This window comes from Thermoleptolyngbya sp. C42_A2020_037, from assembly GCF_015272455.1.
Classification (GTDB): Bacteria; Cyanobacteriota; Cyanobacteriia; order Elainellales; family Elainellaceae; genus Thermoleptolyngbya.
In genome coordinates this window covers 1-21,292 of record NZ_JACYLP010000012.1, presented here as the reverse complement: position 1 = coordinate 21,292, position 21,292 = coordinate 1, and the positions used below count along the sequence as shown (strand labels likewise).

18 protein-coding genes and 1 pseudogene are annotated in these 21,292 nt (G+C 58.0%); 11 read left to right on the top strand and 8 right to left on the bottom strand.

Features of this window, described 5'->3' with window-relative positions:
* Positions 1–38: 38 nt before the first annotated feature.
* Positions 39–287, top strand: a complete 249-nt coding sequence (locus tag IGS16_RS03425; RefSeq protein WP_297083339.1) for a hypothetical protein — start codon at positions 39–41, stop codon at positions 285–287.
* Between the two features lie 44 nt (positions 288–331).
* On the opposite strand, the gene IGS16_RS03420 is transcribed toward IGS16_RS03425, so the two are convergent.
* Positions 332–973, bottom strand: a complete 642-nt coding sequence (locus IGS16_RS03420; protein ID WP_297083337.1) for a hypothetical protein — start codon at positions 971–973, stop codon at positions 332–334.
* Between the two features lie 236 nt (positions 974–1,209).
* On the opposite strand from IGS16_RS03420, the gene ndhC reads away from it, so the two are divergent.
* The 4 genes from ndhC (at position 1,210) to IGS16_RS03400 (ending at position 4,007) form a co-directional block, all read left to right on the top strand.
* Entirely contained in the window at positions 1,210–1,575 is a 366-nt protein-coding gene (ndhC, locus tag IGS16_RS03415; protein WP_172358922.1) for a photosynthetic/respiratory NAD(P)H-quinone oxidoreductase subunit C, read from the top strand.
* Positions 1,566–2,300: an NADH dehydrogenase subunit K gene (locus IGS16_RS03410; protein ID WP_172356042.1), complete on the top strand. Its 735-nt coding sequence runs from the start codon at positions 1,566–1,568 to the stop codon at positions 2,298–2,300. Before ndhC ends, IGS16_RS03410 begins: the two co-directional genes overlap by 10 nt.
* A complete protein-coding gene (locus IGS16_RS03405; protein WP_297083336.1) occupies positions 2,293–2,826 on the top strand; it encodes an NAD(P)H-quinone oxidoreductase subunit J in 534 nt (177 codons plus the stop codon). The genes IGS16_RS03410 and IGS16_RS03405 overlap by 8 nt, the downstream gene beginning before the upstream one ends.
* A 275-nt stretch (positions 2,827–3,101) precedes the next feature.
* Complete coding sequence (locus IGS16_RS03400; protein WP_297083335.1) at positions 3,102–4,007, top strand: hypothetical protein; 906 nt, start codon at positions 3,102–3,104, stop codon at positions 4,005–4,007.
* A 51-nt stretch (positions 4,008–4,058) separates the two neighbouring features.
* Here the strand turns inward: IGS16_RS03400 and IGS16_RS03395 are convergent, their stop codons facing one another.
* Positions 4,059–4,826, bottom strand: coding sequence for a hypothetical protein (locus IGS16_RS03395; RefSeq protein WP_297083334.1), 768 nt, complete (start codon positions 4,824–4,826; stop codon positions 4,059–4,061).
* Between the two features lie 262 nt (positions 4,827–5,088).
* Between IGS16_RS03395 and IGS16_RS03390 the strand changes: the two genes are divergently transcribed.
* Complete coding sequence (locus tag IGS16_RS03390) at positions 5,089–6,021, top strand: YihY/virulence factor BrkB family protein (RefSeq protein ID WP_297083333.1); 933 nt, start codon at positions 5,089–5,091, stop codon at positions 6,019–6,021.
* A gap of 573 nt (positions 6,022–6,594) precedes the next feature.
* Here the strand turns inward: IGS16_RS03390 and minE are convergent.
* The 6 genes from minE to IGS16_RS03360 all read right to left on the bottom strand — a co-directional run bounded on the left by minE (position 6,595) and on the right by IGS16_RS03360 (position 15,362).
* A complete protein-coding gene (gene minE, locus IGS16_RS03385) occupies positions 6,595–6,867 on the bottom strand; it encodes a cell division topological specificity factor MinE (protein ID WP_068513308.1) in 273 nt (90 codons plus the stop codon).
* 65 nt (positions 6,868–6,932) lie between these two features.
* Positions 6,933–7,739, bottom strand: a complete 807-nt coding sequence (gene minD, locus IGS16_RS03380; RefSeq protein ID WP_297083332.1) for a septum site-determining protein MinD — start codon at positions 7,737–7,739, stop codon at positions 6,933–6,935.
* 161 nt (positions 7,740–7,900) lie between these two features.
* Positions 7,901–8,698 carry a septum site-determining protein MinC gene (minC, locus tag IGS16_RS03375; RefSeq protein WP_297083331.1) on the bottom strand — a complete coding sequence of 266 codons (798 nt, stop codon included), beginning with the start codon at positions 8,696–8,698 and terminating at the stop codon, positions 7,901–7,903.
* A gap of 317 nt (positions 8,699–9,015) precedes the next feature.
* Complete coding sequence (locus IGS16_RS03370) at positions 9,016–12,111, bottom strand: CHAT domain-containing protein (protein WP_297083330.1); 3,096 nt, start codon at positions 12,109–12,111, stop codon at positions 9,016–9,018.
* A 191-nt stretch (positions 12,112–12,302) separates the two neighbouring features.
* Positions 12,303–12,500, bottom strand: coding sequence for a hypothetical protein (locus IGS16_RS03365; protein WP_297083329.1), 198 nt, complete (start codon positions 12,498–12,500; stop codon positions 12,303–12,305).
* 99 nt (positions 12,501–12,599) lie between these two features.
* Positions 12,600–15,362: an SMC family ATPase gene (locus IGS16_RS03360; protein ID WP_297083328.1), complete on the bottom strand. Its 2,763-nt coding sequence runs from the start codon at positions 15,360–15,362 to the stop codon at positions 12,600–12,602.
* 294 nt (positions 15,363–15,656) lie between these two features.
* On the opposite strand from IGS16_RS03360, the gene ispE reads away from it, so the two are divergent.
* From ispE to IGS16_RS03335, 5 genes and pseudogenes are all read left to right on the top strand, one after another.
* Positions 15,657–16,601, top strand: a complete 945-nt coding sequence (ispE, locus tag IGS16_RS03355; protein WP_297083327.1) for a 4-(cytidine 5'-diphospho)-2-C-methyl-D-erythritol kinase — start codon at positions 15,657–15,659, stop codon at positions 16,599–16,601.
* A gap of 80 nt (positions 16,602–16,681) precedes the next feature.
* Positions 16,682–16,915, top strand: a pseudogene (locus IGS16_RS22275) (patatin-like phospholipase family protein); the annotation flags it as partial.
* 2,018 nt (positions 16,916–18,933) lie between these two features.
* On the top strand, positions 18,934–19,272 hold the full coding sequence (locus IGS16_RS03345; protein WP_297083326.1) for a DUF3082 domain-containing protein: 339 nt from the start codon (positions 18,934–18,936) through the stop codon (positions 19,270–19,272).
* Positions 19,273–19,287: 15 nt separating this feature from the next.
* Complete coding sequence (locus IGS16_RS03340; RefSeq protein ID WP_297083325.1) at positions 19,288–20,805, top strand: cryptochrome/photolyase family protein; 1,518 nt, start codon at positions 19,288–19,290, stop codon at positions 20,803–20,805.
* Positions 20,806–20,846: 41 nt separating this feature from the next.
* Complete coding sequence (locus tag IGS16_RS03335; protein WP_297083324.1) at positions 20,847–21,092, top strand: DUF4365 domain-containing protein; 246 nt, start codon at positions 20,847–20,849, stop codon at positions 21,090–21,092.
* The last annotated feature ends 200 nt before the right edge of the window (positions 21,093–21,292 follow it).

The following is a 21,292-nucleotide window of genomic DNA, read 5'->3' as shown; positions in this document are numbered from 1 at the left end:
AAAATTGGCTGTAAACGCATTTGTAAACGCATTTAGCGATGAAAGAAAAGTTTCTGGAGTGGTTAAACCTGGCGCTGATGGCAAATCTATTCTTTGTGCTGTTTGCCTTTGCCTGGTTTGCGATCGCCCTCCTCGGCAAATCCCTGAATCTCCCCCTTGGCTTTGACCTATGGTATTCCCTCTGGGAACCCGTTTTTACCCCCGCGATCGGCATCCTCATGGCAGGCGCAATCCTCAGCGGCGTAGCTAGTTGGGTATCCAAAAGACTCAGCTCGCAAGAGCGCTAGCGCTGATGCACTTGAAACACAGCTAGTTATGACAGGACGCTAGCTTATCGGCGAAGCCAAGGGATGTCGTGATTCCAGGGAATGCGGCGGACGATGAAGCGACAGAGAACGGCGTGGGTGGTTACGTCGTCATCGACCTGACGCTCCTGCTCTACCAGCAGCAGCAACAGCCGCAGCGAAAACTCTAGCTTGCCGTCGTCGGGCAGTCCCCGTGCTGCACCTAGGTCTACCAGCGGCGCAGCCACCTGCAAAATGCCTTCTGGGGTGCGCTTTAGCATGTCTTCTGCCACGATCCGTTCGCTGAGGGACTTGCCTGGTGCAATGACGCTAAAGACTTGCGGGCGAGAGAGGTCGAGATTCATGCTGGGCGTAATTCGGATGACTCGGCGCGATCGCCCCTGAAAATTAGTCAGCGAACTCCGGTCCCAGTCCACATAAATCGGCACGGGCGATGCATTGCTGATGCTCAGCGCCAGCTCAGAGATCGGCTCAAATCCGTAGCGCGGCTTCAGCCCCACATTAATATTGACCTTGCCCTGCAAATTGGCGCGGGTCAGTTCTTCCTTCAATCCATTTTGGTCAAGCTGCACCGTCGCCCAGTCTTCCATCTCGCCTAGCGCCTGCCGGGCCACGTAAACCAGCGTCAGCGCGTACACCACAATAATCAGCAAATCTAGACCCGCCATGAGCAATGCGCCTTATCAAGAGGCCGTATCGAGAGCCTGAATCAAACCATTCAAATTTCTGAAGGGTAGTCAAACAAAACCGAATCCTTGCAAACAGTTCAGGCTCTCAAAACAATGTAAAAAGAGAGTAACATTATCAGAGATTCGGCTTATCGAATCCTGACGTTTCACTAGGTTGCACATGCAAAGCCGCATCCTAGTGTCGCACTTAAGCTGTTCAAGTGGCAGGTGACCTCGTGTTTGTTCTCAGCGGCTACGAATACCTTCTAGGATTCCTTATCGTCTGTGGCATTGTTCCGTTTTTAGCGCTAGGGTTGTCTTGGGTGCTGCGTCCTAGCAAGCGGGCTGGCGTGGAGCGGCGCACCACCTATGAGTCAGGCATGGAGCCAATTGGCGGAGCCTGGATTCAGTTCAACATCCGCTACTACATGTTTTCGCTGGTGTTCGTCATTTTTGACGTGGAAACGGTGTTTCTCTATCCCTGGGCGGTCGCCTTTAACCAGCTAGGGCTGCTGGCCTTTGTGGAGGCGCTGATTTTCATTGCGATCCTGGTTGTTGGTCTTGTGTATGCGTGGCGGAAAGGAGCACTGGAATGGTCATGAATCCTGGCACAACAGAACCTAAGAACTTGCTAGAAGGTCTACAGAACCCCATCGGTCGCCCAGAGGTTACGAAGGATCTTTCGGAAAACGTGATCCTGACCACAGTCGATGATTTGCACAACTGGGCGCGGCTGTCGAGCCTCTGGCCGCTGCTCTATGGAACCGCTTGCTGCTTTATCGAGTTTGCGGCGCTGATTGGCTCCCGGTTTGACTTTGACCGTTTTGGTCTGTTGCCGCGATCCAGTCCGCGCCAGGCCGACCTGATCATTACCGCTGGCACTATCACCATGAAGATGGCTCCGGCGCTAGTGCGGCTTTATGAGCAGATGCCCGATCCGAAGTATGTGATCGCGATGGGGGCCTGCACGATTACGGGCGGCATGTTCAGCATGGACTCGCCAACGGCAGTGCGCGGTGTAGACAAGCTGATTCCGGTGGATGTCTACATTCCTGGCTGCCCACCGCGTCCCGAAGCCATCATTGATGCCATCATCAAGCTGCGGAAGAAGATTTCTAGTGAGGCGCTGGCAGAACGGGGCGAAGTGGCGCAAACCCACCGCTACTACACTATTTCCCACGGCATGAAGGAAGTATCGCCGATTCTGACTGGGAAGTATCTGGAGGCAGACACACGCAAGGCTCCGCCGAAGGAACTGGCCGAAGCGTTTGGAATGCCTATGTCGCCCGCGTTGGAAGCTGAAAAGGAGGCCGTGGATCGTGGCTGAAGAGACAACCCCTACTCCCCAGGAAACCCCTGAAGCTGCGCCGATTGTCGAAGTTGGCAAGGTGTCTAAGTGGCTCGCTGAGAACGGCTTTGAGCATGAAGCCCTAGAGCCGGATCATCTGGGTGTAGAAGTGCTGAAGGTGGATCGGGAGTTTCTAATTCCCTTTGCAACGGCGCTCTACGCCTATGGGTTCAACTGTTTGCAGTGTCAGGCGGCCTACGACGCGGGGCCGGGTGAAGACCTGGTGAGCACCTATCACCTAATCAAGATTGCCGATAACGTCGATCGCCCGGAAGAGGTGCGCGTGAAGGTGTTTGTGCCGCGTGAAGATCCGCGAGTGCCTTCGGTCTATTGGATCTGGAAGGGGGCCGACTGGCAGGAGCGCGAGAGCTACGATATGTATGGCATTGTCTATGAAGGGCATCCTAACCCGAAGCGAATCTTGATGCCGGAAGATTGGGTCGGTTTCCCTTTGCGGAAGGACTACATTTCGCCCGACTTCTTTGAATTGCAAGACGCTTACTAAGCGGATTGTCCTGTTTTAGCTGTTCAAGCTAGCTGTTCGATCTTGCTGTCCAGCTTGACGACTGGTTGTTTCGCGCTTGGGGGCTTTTTGCTCCTGGGCGTTTTGCTTTTTGGTAGGGTGCTGGGGGCGATCGCCCCGACAAAAATTTGATTCATCTGGGAAGTGCCGTGCTAAACTTGCGGGCAAAAATCGATATCTAGATTTAGCAGGCGATCGCCCTTTGTCCGCTATCTGTAGCGCGATCGCCTATTCGTTCCCCTCACTTCTGCAAGCTTATGACGGCATCGTTTTTTTCTCTATGGCATCGGTCGGATCTGCGCTCTGGGCGTTTAGCAGAGGGACAGATCTGGGCGCGGCTGGTGCTGGGGGCGATCGCCCTAGGCAGCAGTGTGGGCGTTGCAGCGTCTGCCAGCGCAGGCCCAACCGAGCAGATGCATCCAAATTCTGTAGTGCAGCCCCAGCGCGTAGCACAGCGCATCGTAGATGGGCTGCCGCCGCCGCCGGATGCAGGAGCAGGAACGTTCTATCCGCAACCGGGGGCCGCCGTGGGGTCAGACGGGCGCGGGACAAGCACGGCCCAATTTTCAGGCCAGCAGTACGTGGTTATTGTAAATGGCAACAGTCCGCTGCTGCTGTCTCAGGTGCAGCAAGTTGCCCCCGGCGCTGGACTCCAGTCCTATCAGGGGCAACAGGTGATTCAGGCGGGTGTGTTTGGAGAGGAGTGGACGGCATCGCAGCAGGTGCAAGCACTAGCGGCGCAGGGGATTACCGCACAGGTCGTAGCCGTGTCGGGTGGCGTGGCTCCGGTGCAAACGATCTATCCCGACGCCGCCCAGGCCTCGCTCGACCCGCTGCCGCCTGCGCCGCCCGCAGAGGTTCCCTTTGGGCAATATCCAGTGCTGGAGCCACAGCCCGCCCCTGCCTACGACTATGGAACTGCCGACCGAAGTCGGGGCTACTACGTGCTGATTCCTGGCTCGTCTGGCAGTCTGTCTCGCGTGAGTGAGCAGGTGCGGCTGCTGAGCGAGGGCTTTCCAGTGGCAGGGCGGGTGCAGGAGCGCGATCGCCCCCACGGCCCCCATGTGCTGGTGGGGCCCTTTTCGGGACGCAGCGCCGCCGAGCGCTGGAATCGCTATTTCCGCGACTTCGGGCTAAATGCGCGGGTGCATTACGAGCGATAATCGCTCCTCGCTTAAACCGTCGTTTCAGCCATTGCGCCTGAGCTGTCGCGTCTAAGCTGTCAGGTTGAACCGCTGAAGCTGGGACTCTAGCGCCTGTGGCAGCAGCTTTCGCAGTTCGGCCTTGTTGCGAAAGGGCAGGCGGCTGGTGCTGGGCAGGTCAAAGGGAAACTGGCCGGGCACGTCCGAGCGCTCCATCTGCGCCAGCAAGATTTGCTCCGAGCGCTTGCTCTGGAGGGCGTAGCCAATTTCAACGCAAACCTTGGGGTCGGGAATCAGTTGCGGCGGCGTGCCGTCTAGATGCAGAATCGGCGTACCGTCGGCAATGAACAGCAGCGACTTGCGAATCTTCCGCATGAGGCTGCTGCTGAGGCGGGCGGGGCCATCCGTCAGGCGGTGTGACTCCTCCAGGGTAAGGGAAATGCGCGATCGCCCGTTGAACTTTTCAATAAAGGTTTGCAACTCCTCGCGCAGCAGGTCGCTAGATTCATCAAACTGCGTCTGATAGCACAGGAAAATAGTCGGATCAAGCTGCGACAGCGAATCCTGCTTGACGAAATACATTTCGTGGCTGATCAGGTCGATATTGGCGATCGCATAGCCGCCGCTGCCCTCGATGTAAAACTCTACCGTGTCACCATCCAGATAGCGCTGAAACCACTCCGTTTCCCGCACCTCGGCGCTGTCGTCGAGAAAATCGGCCCGCAGCGCCGACTTGAGCAAGCTGTTCTTGCTAAGGCGGAGGTCATGGGGGCGCTTTTCCACCTCGCGAATTGGCTCGTATTCTCGCAAATACCAGGCTTTTAGAGCAATGATAGCCATAGGTGAATCTCTCGCAGGCGAGGATGGAATGAGTCTAGATTACAGGCGATCGCCGCCTAGTCAAACCGGAGGGTATCTTTGCTTCGGCAGCCCAACATCTCCTCCATCAATATAGGACAATTGTACTATATTTTCGGATGTCGGTTGCGCTCTCTTTGCCCAGATGCGTGACAAATGGAGTCGCTTGTTAAGCTTACGTTAGGTGATAGACCGCTGAACCCTAAAATTTGGGACATTCCCACCCAGACCCGCAAGTTTCCGCATGAAAAACCCTTTTTCTCAGGCATTTCAGCTTTTATTTCTAGCTGTCCTGAAATGGCAAAAAGACAATTGCCTGGATATGGGCGCGACGCTCTCTTACCACGCACTGTTTTCCCTGTTTCCCCTGTTGCTGCTGTCGCTCAGTCTATTGGGGTCGCTGCTCGGTCGCAATGCCGAACTTTACACCAGCCTGCAAACCCTGTTGCAGGAGGCGCTGCCCCCAGAAGCCTACCGCATCGTCGAGAGTTCGATCCTTGTGCCAGGGCAAGACAGCCTCAGCATTGGGCTATTGGGTCTAGTGTTCTTGCTGGTTGCCGCCAGCAACTTTTTCTATTCCCTCGATCGCGCGTTTGATAAAATCTGGGGCGTTGCGTTTCAGCCAGAGCCCGGCCAAAGCCCCTGGAAAATCCTGCGGGTGATGCTGCGTAAAAAAGCGTTTTCTGTGATGCTGGTGATTGGCACTGCGCCGCTACTGTTTGTGTCGCTGGTTTCCGATTTATTAGTCCAAACTGGACTGGAGCTTTTAGAAAAAACGGGCGGCACGAGCGCTTTTCTAGAGCCGTTGGGGATTGATTCGGTAGAGATTGTCTGGGCGCTTCAGGCGCTCTTTTCGTTTCTGATCCTGGCGCTGATCATTATGATTTTGTTTCGGATTTTGCCCTCTACCAATGTCACTTGGGGGGATGTTTGGCTGGGGGCATTGCTCACCGCAGGAATGCTACTATTGCTGCAATATCTGGTGCATAACAGCGTGCTGTCGCTGGGCGATCGCTTTCGATCCTATGGAGTCGTGGGCCGGGTCATGGTGCTAATGTTTTGGATTTATCTCACCAGCCAGGTCTTCTTTTTGGGCGGCGAGTTAACCTATGTGTATGCCCAGCTTTTTGGCAGTCGGCGCAACGCAGACCCACAGCCAGAGCCATCGCTAGAATGATAGAAAAATAATAGAAAGCCTGGGGGAAAATACTTTAAAATCTAATGCTTTAAAATCCAACAGCACCCAGCCTCTCTACCGTTTATTTTCCCCTTTTCACAGCCACTTCGTAGAGCCTCACAGACATCAAAACTGAACGACTTGTTCGACTGGTTCAACTAATTGGTTCAACTAATTGATTCAATCAATTCATTCAAGTTCGGTCGATGTGATTACACTCCCTGTGTTGCCAGATGGGAAAATCTCAGTTCTTGAGTTGGGTGCTGTTGGGTTGGACGAGACAGATTGTAATAAACAGCGCTTTTACCTCTGTAGTGAACGTGTGAACTTGGCTGTTAATCTGCCAGGGAAGCCAGCAGATGAAGCGCTCTTAAAAGCCAGATCACCTATTAGCTTCAAGATTAAGAATAGACGATCTAGAGATGAAATCAAGTTAATGAAACCAAAGTTTACCTGCGGCGCTTTTATGTAAACTTTGAGCCGATTTCCTAACGTTTGGTAACGATTGCTAGTCGAAATAACAGAAACAGGCAGGGGATTCAATCAAGCGCTCAAATCCAAGCGCTCAAATCATCAAACATCCGACTTAATTCGACGAATCGGTAAGTTCGCAATCAGCGCTGTCGCCCGCTGATTATTTTCCAGCATAAACTCCGTCCCCTCTTGATCAATCTCCACGTAGCGCGACACTACTTCCAGGATTTCTTGGCGCATCTTCTCGATAGTGGCGGGCGGCAGATCCGTGCGATCGTGAGCCAGCACAAGTTGGAGGCGCTGCTTTACCGTTTCGCGGCTAGAGACTTCGGGCTGGCGAGGGAAGAGGCGGTCGAGAAGTTCGCTGAGCATAGGGCAGGGCTAACTGGGGAAGAGGGTGAGGAGAGAAACCCCCGTGCTAAGAGGGTCGGCACTGGCTAGCGCGAAGGGCTGCGGAACATGCGGCGGATGCGAGAGAGCAGGTCATCATGGCTGGCCGTGAAGTCCAGAAAAGGCACCGTTTCACCTTCTAAGCGGCGGGCGATATTGTCAAACGCTAAGCCCGCCAGCGAGAGCTTTTGCGATAGCACCAGCGGTTCGCCCTTATTCGTAGACACAATCACGCGCTCATCATCCGGAATCACTCCCAGTAGTGGAATGGCCAAAATTTCCTGGACATCGCTAACCGACATCATTAGGTCGTCTTGCACCATTGAGGGTCGGAGGCGGTTGACGATGAGGTGCTGCTTTCGCACGTCGTTGGCTTCTAGCAGCCCCACGACCCGATCGGCATCGCGCACGGCGGAGATTTCAGGCGTGGTGACGATCAGCGCTTCCTGGGCAGCGGCGATCGCATTTTGAAAGCCCATCTCAATGCCTGCGGGACTATCCACCAGGATGAAGTCGAACTGCTCCTTCATCGTTTCGATGAGCTGCTTCATCTGATCAGGATTCACCGCGTCCTTAGTGCGGTTTTGGGCTGCGGGCAGCAGTGCTAGGTTGGGCTGTCGCTTGTCTTTAATCAGCGCCTGATCCAGCCGACATTCGCCTGCAATCACCTCCATCGCGGTGTAAACAATGCGATTTTCTAGCCCCAGCAGCAGGTCTAAATTTCGGAGTCCAAAGTCTGCATCAATCACCACGACCCGCCGCCCCCGCTTGGCCAATGCCATGCCCAGGTTCGCAGTCGTCGTGGTTTTGCCAACACCGCCCTTGCCCGATGTGACGACAATAATCCGAGTCATGAAAATCGCCCCTAATGCTCCTAAAGCTGTTTGAGTAAACCCTGAACGAATGAAATGTGGAGATGAAATCGAAACCCTGGCCGATGCAATTTAGTAATGCAATCTAGCAGCCGCCTTGACAGGAGAAATCTTTTGCACAAAACCCTGAACCCTGGATTCTGTTAGGCATCGGGCGCTAACAGCCGCAGCTTGGAAAAATCTGCTGAGCGAGTAATGCGAATCCCTTCCGAGGCCACGTAAGCCACCTCCGGATAAAACTGTTCGGGTGGCTTTTCGGGGGCGCGGGCTAGGTGTTCGCCAATGCGGAGTTGGGTTGGCTCTAGCCGCAGCGCCATGATCAGACAGCGGGGATTGCCCGATGCACCCGCGTGGGCTACGCCGCGTAGCGTCCCCCACACCACAATATCGCCATCCGCGACGATCGAGCCGCCGGGGTTGACATCGCCCAGCACGACCACCGTGCCCGGATGCCGAATTTCCATCCCCGAACGCACCGTCGTTTCGACATAGAGTGGCTCTGCCAATGCTTGTCCGGTGGCTTCGGCGGGGGCGTTGAGATGGGCAACGGGCGTGTGTTGTTCGACCGAGAATCCGACCGTCGCTGCTGCCACCGCAGTTTGCCGACGGCTGGTGTAGACCCGCTTTAGGCAAAGCTGTTCCTGAGTCAGGGCTTCGTCGATGGACTGGAGTTGGCGCACGTCCAGCAGGCGATCGCGCGCGATGAGATGCACGGAGGTATTCGGCTGCCAAAAGCGATCGCCCGCACTGAGTCGCTGCTTGAGCTGCTGCCAGAGGTCGCCCCAGCTTACAGCAAATTCGCTCTCGCCTTCCGGCGGCAGCATCAGCAGCAGGCGGCCGCCTTCACTCTTAAAGCGAACCTGCGAATTGGGATGGGCGGCATCGGCAGGGGGTTGGGGCAGGGCCGACACCGTAGACACGGGGGAGGAGTCAGAAGTCATGAACCCAAAGGATGACGATTATGCAACAGGGCGAAATAACTATCCATATTAGTCGCGGGAGCGAGATTCGGAAAATGTTTTTCGCAGGATAGGGTAGCGCACTCGATGCCTAAGCCGCAGAGTCTACCTACGCCGCAGAGTCTCCCTAAGTCGTAGAGTCCACAGGTTGCAGACGCACAGATTGTAGACGCACAGATTGTAGACGCATAGATAGCAAACTCGTAGATGCAGACTCACAGATGCAGATTCACAGGTTGCAGACTCGTAGATGGCAAACTCACAGGTTGCAGGGTCTACAGGGTGCAGATTCACCGCGGCTAAGGTCGCCGACTGCCCAGCGCCGCCCAGTCGCGCAGCGTCGCGGGAGTCCACAGCCAGTTCTTTGCCAGTGCCGTTTGATCGAAACTGGCTGGATTGCTCAGCATGACCATCTGATAGTATGCGGCAGACTGTTTCAGTAGCTCGGTTGCACTCTGAGAAAATTTGGGGTCGAGGGCTGCCTGCTGCAAGGCCAGCGCTACTCCGGCATAGGCGGTCAGCGCTTCGGGATTGGTAACAGACTGAATCGGCGGCGGACAGTTGAGGGCGGCTCGGTCGTCTGCTGCGTCTACGGAGTCGGGAATCGGCTGTGCCAGCATCAGCGCCGCCGCCCGACACCAGACTCGCGCCGCGTCTACCGACTCACCCTTGGCATAGTGGGCAAAGCCCAGCGCATTCCAGTAGGCGGCGGCATCGGGCCGTCCTTCGGCCGCCAGTTTCCAAAACCGCTGCACGTCGTCCACGCTGTAGATATTTCCCTCCTGCTGCTGCCATTGCCATCCCAGTCGCCCCATCAAAAACATCAGTTCGGGATAGCTGGCATTGCGCCATTCGGAGGGCACTGCGTCGAGGGCGACTTTGGCATCCAGCAGCGCATTTTGATCCAGCAGTTGGGCGATCGCCTTTTCCGCTTCGGGCAGGTTTTCGCGCTTCAGGTTCAGGATAGCCGCGCCTGCAAGCTGGCTGGTTTCAGTCGTGCCAACGGGCATCGGCGGCGCGCTGGGCGTATAGGCGTTGTCCATCGGCGGCAGCAAATCAGCGGGTGATGGGTCGCGGCGGAGCAGTCCCATCGTGTAATGAAACGAGGAGAGGGCGATCGCCATTGCGCCTGCACCCGCCAGCGGCAGCAGGATGTGCTGCTTTTGCAGTCGGCCAGGCTTGCGGGCGGGATGGGCTGCCCGGCTGTCCCGCAGCGCCGGAATACGGTCGGCCGTGGGAATCATGTCTACAGGCGTAATCGCTCGGTGAGAATCCTGGGGTGTAGCCGTCTGCTGCTGAGATTCTGGCTGGGAATTTGGCTGGGAATTTGGCTGGGAATCCTGCGGTGGCGCAGCCGCTTCTGAAGAGTCCAGGGAGGTCGCAGGCGCATGGCTAGCCAGCCACCGATAGGTCGCCGCTGGAGACACGGGCGCATCGACCGGGCGGGCATCCTGAGTCGCGTCGGTGGCCACGTTCATCAGGTCAACGGGGCGGGGGGTTAGCTGCTGCAACAGGTCTGCGGCATTGGCGGCATTCGCCGTTTCATTCTGCTGGGGAGCAGGGGCAGAAGACAGACTGAGGGAGGTTGGGGCGGTGCTGTGGTCTGCCGGATCTGCGTGCTGTGCCAGCAGCCGACCCAGGTAGCCGCCGGGAAGCTCCAAGGGCGATTCCCCTAGGGATCGCTTCGCGAATCGCCCCTCTGCTGCTGGTTGATCCGCCGTACCCAGTCCCTCTGCTGGAGCAGATGGCTCTTGGTCATACCGTCCGAGGGTAAATAAGCCAGCACCCGGATGATGAATCGGCCACTGGGCGGGTCTGGACTCTGCCGCCTCGTCTAGCCGTTCGCTGCTGGTGGGCTGCACCTCTACCAGGCTGCCACTGCTGGCAAAGTCAAAATCAAACGGGTTTTCGGTGGCGACGGGCGCATCGAAATGAAACGGATTGTCGAACTCCAGCCCTGGCGAGGCCCAGTCGTGATCGAGCAGCACCGCCCGCGAAATGAGTTCAAAATCCTCATCTGGCTCTAGATCTGGAGCCAAATCTGGCTCTAGCAATCTCGACGGCGACAGCACCAAAGACGGCTCCTCCCCGGCCAGCAGCGGCAGGTCATAGGACGGGGGCAACTGCTGTAACCGATCGGCGGGATTGGTGTGGTGGCAATCGCCCGACACCAGGTATCCGTCAAACGCAGGGTGTAGGTACAGCACGGGCAGCGCCCAATACAGTTGATTAGACGTGTAGGACGAGATCAGTCCCTGCCGCGCCCGACTGAGGCTGAGGTCGATGGGGAAGCCCCGCCGCAGGTTGCGATAAAACAGGCGGGTCAGCGTCAGCGCTACGTCGTCGGGAATCTTTTCGGCCATCGCCAGCACAGCGGGAATGCCCCGGCTGACCAGCGCTTCGGCCAGGTTGCGCGTGTCTTGGGCGGGCTGGGCTTCGGCAGGCATTCCAGCAGCGGGAACGGCGGTGTGTGCGCCCCGGCAGGAATTGAACACCACCAGGCGAATGTCGTTATTCACCAGCAGCCCGGCCAGGTCGTCGCCGCTGAGGGTTTCTGTGAGTCCCGTGCGCGAGTTGACCAGGTACAGGTTGCCGCCGGATGCGCCTAGATTGCTGTGGCCTGCGTAGTGCAGGATATGGAAATGCCCCTGCTCCAAGGCGTGGGTTAGTTCTTCGCGGCCGGGCTGCTCCAGCACCGTCAGCTCTAGCTGGGGATGCATGCCCAGTCCCTCCAAACCTGACCCGGCGGGTCGCCGCAGTTCTTCTTGCAAATGCATGGCTTCGCGCATTAGCTCTAGCCGCTCCTGATCGGTGGGCGTGGCGACCACCATGAGGATGCGGACGGGCTGAGTTGGGCTGAGGGGACGGAGCGATCGCCCCCCCATGACCTGGATGCCCGTCTGAAAGCGCGAGAACACGACATCGGTTCCCGTGGCGATGGGATGGCGCAGATTGCCCAAACTGTCGCGATCGCCCCCGTTCATGACCTCCCACGGCAGCCGGGGCAGGCGCGACCCCTTCAGTCCCAGCCGCAGCCGTAGCATTTCGCCCTGGTGTTGGGCGATGCCCCGGGCAATCATCCAGCTATTCCGCAGCGTCCCCTGAAACAGCGCGTGATATAGCGTTTCGCCCAGTTCTGTGAGGCTGACGGGCAGCTCGTTCTCAGACTCAGATCGACGCGGCAGCTCAAACCCGCCCACTCGATAAAATCCGTGCCCCCGCAGCAGCCCCAGCAGCGGGTCATCCATCAACTGCCGCGCCAGCGCCAGCCATTCCTCTACTGTCCAGCGGAGTTGCTCCTCCGCCAGCGGCACGCCCGGCGCAACCCGCTCGGTTCGCACCAGATACTCGTCATTGCCCACAGGGGTTACGGAAAGATGAAACTCCTGAGTCACGGCTGTAGCGCTTCCCTAATGTGTGATGGATCGGGGCTTTCCATCTGATGTGGGGCGATCGCTAGCCAAAGTCCCAGAAGCCAGGAGACTCGTGTGATCCACACCTGGGGCGAACGCACCCGCAAAAAGCCCATCGCGAGATAGCTCGTGCAGTGTTGCCCAACGACGCGCCAGAGGTTGCGCTGCAATGCCTAAGGGTGGCCCAGTTTAGCCAGCCGTCGTGCGGAGCAAACCGCTTGATAAAACGTGTGGTAGTCTGTCCCTGCTTCTAGATCCAGAATAGCGCTGTTCGCGTGGCCTTGCGACAGAATCGCATTTAGCCCGACGAAGCCATTTCCGACAGCGGGTGAGGGGCGATTCGCGAAGCGATCCCCACGGGAATCGCCCATTGTGTGGCACTGCACCCCATCGGCCCACCGAAGGCCCGTGACATCTAGAATGCCCAATTGGCTAGACGCAGCCCGTCCCTAAAAAGTTGCGTGTAACGACTAAACTTCGCGGGTAACTTGAATCACGTTTTCGGTCACTTTCTCGAAGGTGTCGTCGTGGCTGATGACGAAAAGTTGGCGGAAGGACTTGAGGTTGGCGATCGCCTCAGCCAAACTTTCGCGGCGGGGGCGATCCATATTGGTCGTCGGCTCGTCGAAGAAGGCCACGTCTAGATCTGCCACCACGCGCAACAGGGCCAGCCGCACTGCCAGGGCCGCGCACATCTGCTCGCCCCCCGAAAGGTTGATAAAGCGGCGGGTGTAGCCTCCCTCGCGCACCAGAATTTCGTATTCCGCCGTCCACTCTAGCGACAGGTTGGGACGGTTCATTAGCTCCCGAAACAGGCGATCGCCCTCCTGAGACACCTGCTGCACATAGCGGGCGGTGATACGCGGGCCTGCGTCTTTGTAGGTTTTGCGGGCAAAGGTGATGAACTTATGGTTGTGCTTGCGCTGCTTTAGGTCGTGCTGGGCCTGGTCGCGCTGGGCGGCGATCGCCCCTAGTTCTGCCAGCTTGCGGTCTAGCTCTGCCAAAAGCTGCCTCTGGGGCGGCAATCCCCCACTGATCTGGTCTGCCTGACTGCGTTTGGCGCTGTAGTCGGCTTCGACCTGATGCCAGCGCTGCGGGTCATAGCGCTGTTGGAGTTCGTCCAGTTCGGCCTGCACCTGGGCCCGTTCGGCTTCCAGGGTCGCAACCTGGGCGATCGCCGCCTGAAGCTGCTGTTGTAGGCTGGGCAACGGTTCCGCCGTGGCTTGCGCTTGCAGAAAATGCTGGTAGCCCACCTGGTGCTGCTGGCGAATTGCGGTTTGCGTGTCTATCTGGGTTTCCAACTCGGCAAACTCGGCAAGCTGGGCATCCAGTTGGGCGATCGCCGCTGCTGCGTCTGCCTGTGAGGCTTTCAGCCGCTCGTACTGCGCCTGGAGCGTCGGCTGCTGGGCCAGGTCTTGCTGCAAAAGCTGGCTGCGCCCCCGTGGATCGCCCAGGTCGCTAAGGGCTTGGATCAGGTGCGATCGCCGTTCTTTGGTCGCTGTTTCTGCCTGGAGGGACTGCTGAAGCTGCTGGAGCCGCGACTGAGCCTGCTGCAACTCGCCCCGGAGACGCTGCTGCTGCGCTTGCTGGGCGGGTAAATTGTCCACTTCCGCCCGCTGGCGATAGGCCGCGTCGATTGCCTTTTTCGTCTGCTGAATCTGTTTGCGAATTGCCTCTGCGTCGGTCTGTGCGGCCAGATCGGTCAGAATGGCTCGAATGTTGCTCAGCAGTTCCGAATTCAGGTCAATACCCTCTTGGAGCGCTTGCAGCACGGCATCTACGGCATCGGTTGCCAGCAGGGGCATTCCCGCCTGCATCTGGCGTAAGGTGTCTAGGGCGGCTGCGGCTTGTGCCCGATGGCGATCGCGCTGCTGCTCTGCCCCGGTCAGCAGGGTTTGCAACTCGCCCTCAAACTGGCGGGCCGCCTCGAGGCGGCTGAGTTGAGTTTGCAGGCGATCGCGCTGCTGCTCCAGGCTGGATACATCCGCCAAGTTCTCAGCCAACGCTTGCAGTCGCTGAATGTCCCGGGCAAGCTCCGCTAGGTTTTCTTGCAGCTTTCCCTGTTGGGACAAGAGCGATCGCTCCTCTACCCGCATCGCCTGAAGCTGGTTCAGCGACTCCGCGACTGCGGCCTGCTGCGCTTCCAGTTCTGCCTGCTGCGCGATTCCCGGCTGGAGGGCTTGCAACTGCTGCTGTGCTTGCGCTAGGGCTTCCAGTTGCAGGCTCAGGCGGGTGAGTTCGGCTTGGCCGGCGGCCAGGGCTTTCTGCTGAGCATCGCGCTGTTTGACCAGGGGCGATCGCTGTTTAAGCTGCTCGTTCAACTGCTTCAGCGTCGCCTCGGCCTGGAGATAGGCCGCATGGCTGGCTCGATGGGCCTCGCACTGCGCCAAAGCCGCCTCCGCCTTTTGCACCGAAGTTTCTAGCACCTGGTTGGTCTGCTGCTGGGCTGCGATCTGCGTGGTCAGCGTTTGCAGCCGCAGTTCTGCCTGTTGCAACTGATTCGCCAGGGCCGCTAGCGCCTCCTTCTCGGTTTGCAGGGTTGCGAGGTCTGCTTCTAGCTGGATCAGCGTGGCCTCGGCCGTGGCGATCGCCTGGGTCACCGTCTGCTGGCGCTGCTGGGTCGCCTCCAAATCCTGAAGCGCTTCTTCATAGCGGGCGATGTCGCGCTCCAGGGTTTCTACCTCGCTTTTGGCATACTTTTCCAGCGACAGCATTTTCTGGTTTGCCTGTTTGTATTCCTCGACTTTGAGGATGCTGTCGAAGACGCGCTTGCGGTCTTCCGTCGCCTTCAAAAAGTCGGCGGTAAACGTCCCCTGGGGCACGCCGATGGTGTTGGCAAACAGTTGCGATAAATCCGTGCCGCCCGCCACGCCCAACTGTTGACGCAGCCAGGGCATCACCTCTGCCTCAAGGTTGCGATAGGGGAGCTTTTGCCCAAGCTGCGGGTCGTAAATGACGTAGCCTTTGGTGGTGCAGCGCTCGACTTCGTAGGTGCGCCCGTCCTGCCGCGAGATAAAGGCGACTCGCGCCTGAGCACTCTTTTCGCCATTGCGAATCAGATCCTCTTTGCGATAGGGCCCCTGATAGGCAAACAGCGTCCAGGCGATCGCCTCCAGAATGCTCGTCTTGCCTGCCCCATTCTCTCCGCAAATCGCGTTTGTCCCCGGTTGAAACACCACATGGCGATCGCGGTGGGATTTGAAATTGGTCAGGGTGAGCGTGAGGAGTTGCATAGTGGCAGCGGCGAGAAAAGAGACATGCGGAGAAATGCAGAGAGATGCGGAACAGTAGCCTGGCGCTAGATGATGAGAATATGAGTGTGTAGGTTGCGATTGGGCGTAGCCGTAACGCACTGCCCCACAAGGCTTTGATGCGTTCCGCTGGTGCTAACACATCCTACTGGATTTGCGGAGGGTTCTGCCCATCGACTTTCAATGGCCATTTCAATGGCCAGGATAAACCGCCAGGACCAGTGTTTAGTTCATTTGTTCACTTTAGCAGGGGTATCCCGACCCCCAACCCCTAGAATGCGCTCTTATTCTCTAATTGCCCCGGCCAAAATCAATCTTTATTTGGAAATCATTGGCGATCGCCCCGATGGATACCACGAACTGGCGATGGTGATGCAGAGCGTGTCGCTGGCGGATCGGGTGGATCTACGGGCAAATGGCATCGAGCAGTTTCGCCTCAGTTGCGACTCGCCGGAGGTGCCCGCCGATGAGAACAATCTGGCGCACAAGGCGGCAAGGCTGATGGCGCAGCGGTTTCCCAAGGCCTACGCCCAGTTTGGCGGGGTGGATATGACGCTGCACAAGCGGATTCCTGTGGGCGCGGGGCTGGCGGGCGGCTCGACCAATGCGGCGGCGGTGCTGGTGGGGCTGGATCTGATGTGGGGTTTGGGGTTGACCCAGATGGAACTGCAAGAACTGGCGGCCGAGTTGGGGTCGGATGTGGCCTTTTGCATTGGCGGCGGAACGGCGATCGCCACGGGTCGGGGCGAACAGCTAGACCCGTTGCCCAGCGTGGATTATCTCTGGGTGGTGCTGGCAAAATATCGCAGCCTGCCGATTTCCACCGCCTGGGCCTACAAAACCTATCGCCAGCGGTTTGAAGGAACCTATGCCCGCGATACGGACTCGCTCCAGCAGCGGCAAGCGCGGGTTCACGCTGGGCCAATGGTGGGGGCGATCGCCCAGCGCGACGGCTCCAAAATCCCTGAGTTGCTCTACAACGACTTTGAGCGGGTGGTGTTTCCCGACCACCCCAAGGTGGCAGCCCTCAAGCAGCAATTGCTCGATCTGGGGGCGGCGGGGGCGCTGATGTCGGGGTCGGGGTCTACGGTGTTTGGGCTGGCTCACTCTCCGGAAAAAGCCGAGGCGCTGACGGCGGCCCTGCGCGAACAGCAGCCCGACCCAGATCTGGAAATTTGGGTGGGCCAGTTGATTGCGAAAGGTATCCATTTGGCACCGTAGTCCGAAATTTGGGGTATTGGATGGGTATGAAGGAACAGCGCCGTCTGGCGCTCTCCATGCCCCCTTTAAGGAGTTGATCCATGTCCCAAGCCCAACCATCGGCTGCATCCGAAGCGCCCGAAACCCGCTATCTCACGCCAGAGCAGGAATGCGACCTGGTGATGAAAGGCGGCATCACCAGCGGCATTGTCTATCCGCCCGCAATTTGCAAACTGGCCGGCGAGGGGAAGTATCGCTTTCGCAGCGTAGGGGGAACCTCCGCTGGGGCGATCGCCGCTGCGGTGACGGCCGCCGCCGAGTTTGGTCGGGAAACAGCCTGGGACGGACAGCCCAGCGGGTTCGACCGACTCGACACGCTCAGTCAACAGCTTTGCCAAGAGGGATTCTTGCTCAGCCTGTTTCAGCCAGAACCGACGCTGAAGCCATTGATGGACGCGCTGATGGCAATTTTGGGCATCACGCCCGACCCCAAAACGGGCAAATCGAGCCGAGCCGCCAGTGCCCAAGGCGCAAAACCCAAGAAATCCTGGCTCCAGCGGATACAGGAATTGCTCGACATCACCCGCCGCACCAGCCCCGCCAGCGCCCGCAAGGGAACCCTCTGGGGGCTGCTGGGTAGCGCGGTGCTGGCGCTGGTGCTGGGAACTCTGGCGGCGATCGCCTTTGGCGTTGCGGGCTGGCTGACGGGCAACTCGGTGGCGCTGGGCGACTATCTGCTGGGGGTGGGCGTGTTGGCGATGATGTTCATCGGGCTGGATCGGCTGCTGGGCGTGGGGACGCTGGCGGCGGGCGCGGTGGACTTATACACGGCGCTGTTTAAAATGCTGCCCAACAACCTGTTTGGCATTTGCACCGGACATATCCCAGAGGGAAACAGTGGGCCAGACCCCGACCCCATCGCGCTGACGGACTGGCTCAGCGTCAACCTCAACAATCTGGCCGGACTGGAGAAAACCGGGCGACCGCTCACCTTTGGCGACCTGCGAAAGAAGCCCTTGCCAAACGGGGATCTGCCCGACTGCGACAACGGTAAATACAACATCGACCTGCGCGTGGTCACCTCCAATCTCAGCCACAATCGCCCCTACACGCTGCCCTTTGAACCCGATCACCGCTTTATTTTTAAGGTCGAAGAATTTAGCAGGCTGTTTCCCAGCAACGTGGTCAAGCATCTGGTCGAGAAGGCGGGGCAGCGGCCGCAGTATAACCTGCCCAACGGCTATTACTTTCTGCCCGATCCCGACGATCTGCCTGTGGTCGTGGCAACGCGAATGAGCCTCAGCTTTCCGGTGCTGATTAGCGCGGTGCCGCTCTACACGGTGTCCCAGTCGTGCCTCAATCGCCACCAGCCGGGCGATGTGATCAGAGTAGACCTGACGAAAAATTCCAAAGATTTGCAGCAAAACTGGTTCAGCGATGGCGGCATTTGCAGCAACTTCCCGATTCACTTTTTTGACTCGTGGCTGCCCACGCGCCCGACCTTTGGCATCAACCTGGGGTCGGTGTCGGAAGACGCGCTGCAAGCCAGACCCGGATTTGGCACTGGCGCGACGCGCACGATCAACCCGGACTATTTGAGCGTCACGCCCAACTCGCCCAATTTGCAAGAAGAGCGATCGCAGGAAAGCGGCCGTGTGCTGAATCAGGATGTATTCCTGCCACGCCCCAACGATCGTCAGGCTCCCGAATGGGTCGATTTGCAGTCCAACCTGCTGGCCTTCGCGTGGCAGATGTTCCAGACCGCACAAAACTATCGCGACACCAGCTTGGCCGGGCTACCCGGCTACCGCGAACGGATTGCTCAGGTGCGCCTGGCCCACGACGAAGGCGGCCTCAACTTGGCAATGGACAAGGCCACGATTGAGGGCGTGATGAACAAGGGCAAAACCGCAGGCGATAAGCTCATTGGGGAATTCAACTTTGAGGATCACCAGTGGGTGCGGTTTCGGGTGCTGATGGGGCTATTGGAAGAACGGCTGACGCAACTCGAAGCCGTCGCCTTTTCTACGAAAAAGTTCGACTATGAAAAGCTGACGACCCACCACGCCAGCTATCCCTATGCCTATCCTGACGATATCCACGCCAAGAAGGCCAGGGAATGCGTCGAGCGGATGCGCCAGTCGGTGACGACTTTCTGGGCGTGTGCCCCTGCCTTGGATGAGAAGCTCCCGCAGCCAAAGACCGTGCTGCGGACAATGCCGGAACTTTAGAGCCGATGATGGGATGCGAGGAGGGGAGGAGGATGCCAGGACACGAGTCTAAATTCCCATCCTCCCCTGCTCGTTCCATCCTGTAAGATCATCCCTAGCAAGGCTCAAGTGAGGTTCGCGACATGGCAGAGATTAACCCTGTTCAAGAGACTGCTAAAAAGAAGCCTCTCCCCCTAGTGGCAGATGAGACCCCGCCGACCCCCCTGCGCTGCTGGACGGGGGCTGCCATTTCAGGGGCGATCGCCACTGCGCTTTATTTCCTCACCATTTCTATCCACAGCACCTTTGCCAACAAGCCGCTGCCCACGGGCAACTCCCTGGCAGTGAGCATTGGCTCGGCCGTGCGGACGCTGGTGCTGGGCATGAGCTGTCTGGCGCTGGTGACGTTTGGCATTGCCACGGTGGGGCTGGTGGCGCTGGGGATTCAGCTTCTTCTTCAGCCCAAGCAGTCAGATGCATAGGGCGTTCTCCCAACCATGACCATCGGCGTTTGGGTGCTGGGCGACCAGCTTTGGCAGGAGCAGGCGGCGCTGCAAAGCCGTGCTGGGCAAGCGGAAAACACGCCCGTCATCCTGATCGAGTCGCTGGGCTGGGTGCGGCTGCGTCCCTATCACAAGCAAAAGCTGGTGCTGGTGTGGTCTGCCATGCGCCACTTTGCGGCAGAACTGCGCGAGGCGGGCTGGCCCGTCACCTATGAGACGGCGGAAGATTTTGAACAACCGTTGATCCAGTGGATCAAGGCGAACGGGATTACAGAACTGCGGGTAATGACACCGGGCGATCGCCCCTTCCTGGATCTCATCCAGTCCCTCGATCTGCCCTGCAAGCTGAACCTATTGCCCAATAACCATTTTCTCTGGCAGGATGGCGAGTTTGCCGCCTGGGCGAAGGGCAAAAAGAGCCTGCTGCTGGAATATTTCTATCGTGAAGGGCGGCAGCGCTTTGGCGTGCTGATGGAGGGCAAGCAGCCCGTCGGCGGCGCATGGAATTTCGATAAGGACAATCGCAAACCGCCTAAGAGCAAGCTGAATCCGCCCGCGCCGCTAGAATTTGAGCCGGACGACATCACCCGCGAGGTGATGCGGCAGGTGCGAGCGCTGGACTGTCCCACCTATGGGGAATTGGAGCCGTTTCGCTGGGGCGTGGGGCGATCGCACGCGCTGCAAGTTCTGGATCATTTCATCGCCACGCGCCTGCCCACCTTTGGCCCCTACCAGGACGCAATGGTGACGGGCGAAGACACGATGTGGCACGCGCTGCTGTCGCCCTATCTGAACCTGGGGCTGCTGCGTCCGCTAGAGGTGATCCGCGCCGCCGAACGCGCTTACCACGAGCAAGACCTCAGCCTCAGCAGCGTCGAAGGCTTTATCCGCCAAGTCCTCGGCTGGCGCGAGTATATGTACGGGCTGTATCACCACGTCGAGGCAGACTACGCCCAGCGCAACTGGTTTCAGCACACTCAGCCGCTGCCCGCCTTCTTTTGGGACGCGGCGCAGACCGACATGAACTGCCTCCGCCAAACCCTCAGCCAGATCGAGCGCACGGGCTACGCCCACCACATCCAGCGGCTGATGATCCTGGCAAACTTTTCGCTAATTGCCGGGTTCTCGCCGCAGGAAGTCGAAAACTGGTTCCACGCCGCCTTCATCGATGCCTACGACTGGGTGATGCAGACGAACGTGATTGGCATGGGCCTGTTCGCCGATGGCGGCATCCTCGCCTCCAAGCCCTACGCCGCCTCCGCCAACTACGTCAACAAAATGAGCGACTATTGCAAGGGCTGTCGCTATGACCCCAAACAGCGCACGGGCAAAAACGCCTGCCCCTTCAACTTTTTCTATTGGGACTTCCTCGATCGCCACCGCGCCCAGCTAAAATCCCAGGGCCGCATCAACCTCATCCTCGCCAACCTGGACAAGATGCTTCCCGAAGAACTCCAAGCCATCCGCCAACACGCTAAAGACTGGCACGAGCAGCATTCTTATCTAGTTTAAATTGGACACTAACTACCTCATTGTTTATCTAGTCAATCAGGATGAGTAAAGCTAGATTTAATCCAACTGCAAGCCAAGGTGTTTACAAGGTTGGGATGATTTTTCAAGGTTTTGGGTGGATATTTAGACAACAGCTAGAACAAGACATGGGTATAGATGCTCATGTTGAAATCTGTGAGGATAGAAATCCATCAGGACGATTAATTGGACTGCAAATCAAATCGGGTGAAAGCTACTTCAGACATAGAAATCAAGACGGAATAAAGTTTGGTAGTGCCCTTATGTAAAGGACAGAGAAAAAAGCCTGGTTCTGAGAGTATTGCCTAGCAAGCTTCCTAAAACAGGTGATTATTCTTCATCCTTTAAGAAATAGGACTACCTAAAGTTTCGAGGTGATTTAACGCACCTCCATTATTGGTATAACCATTCGCTGCTGCTTGACTGACAAAACGGTGGCAGGCTGAGATGAAAGCCAGGAGGGAAGCAG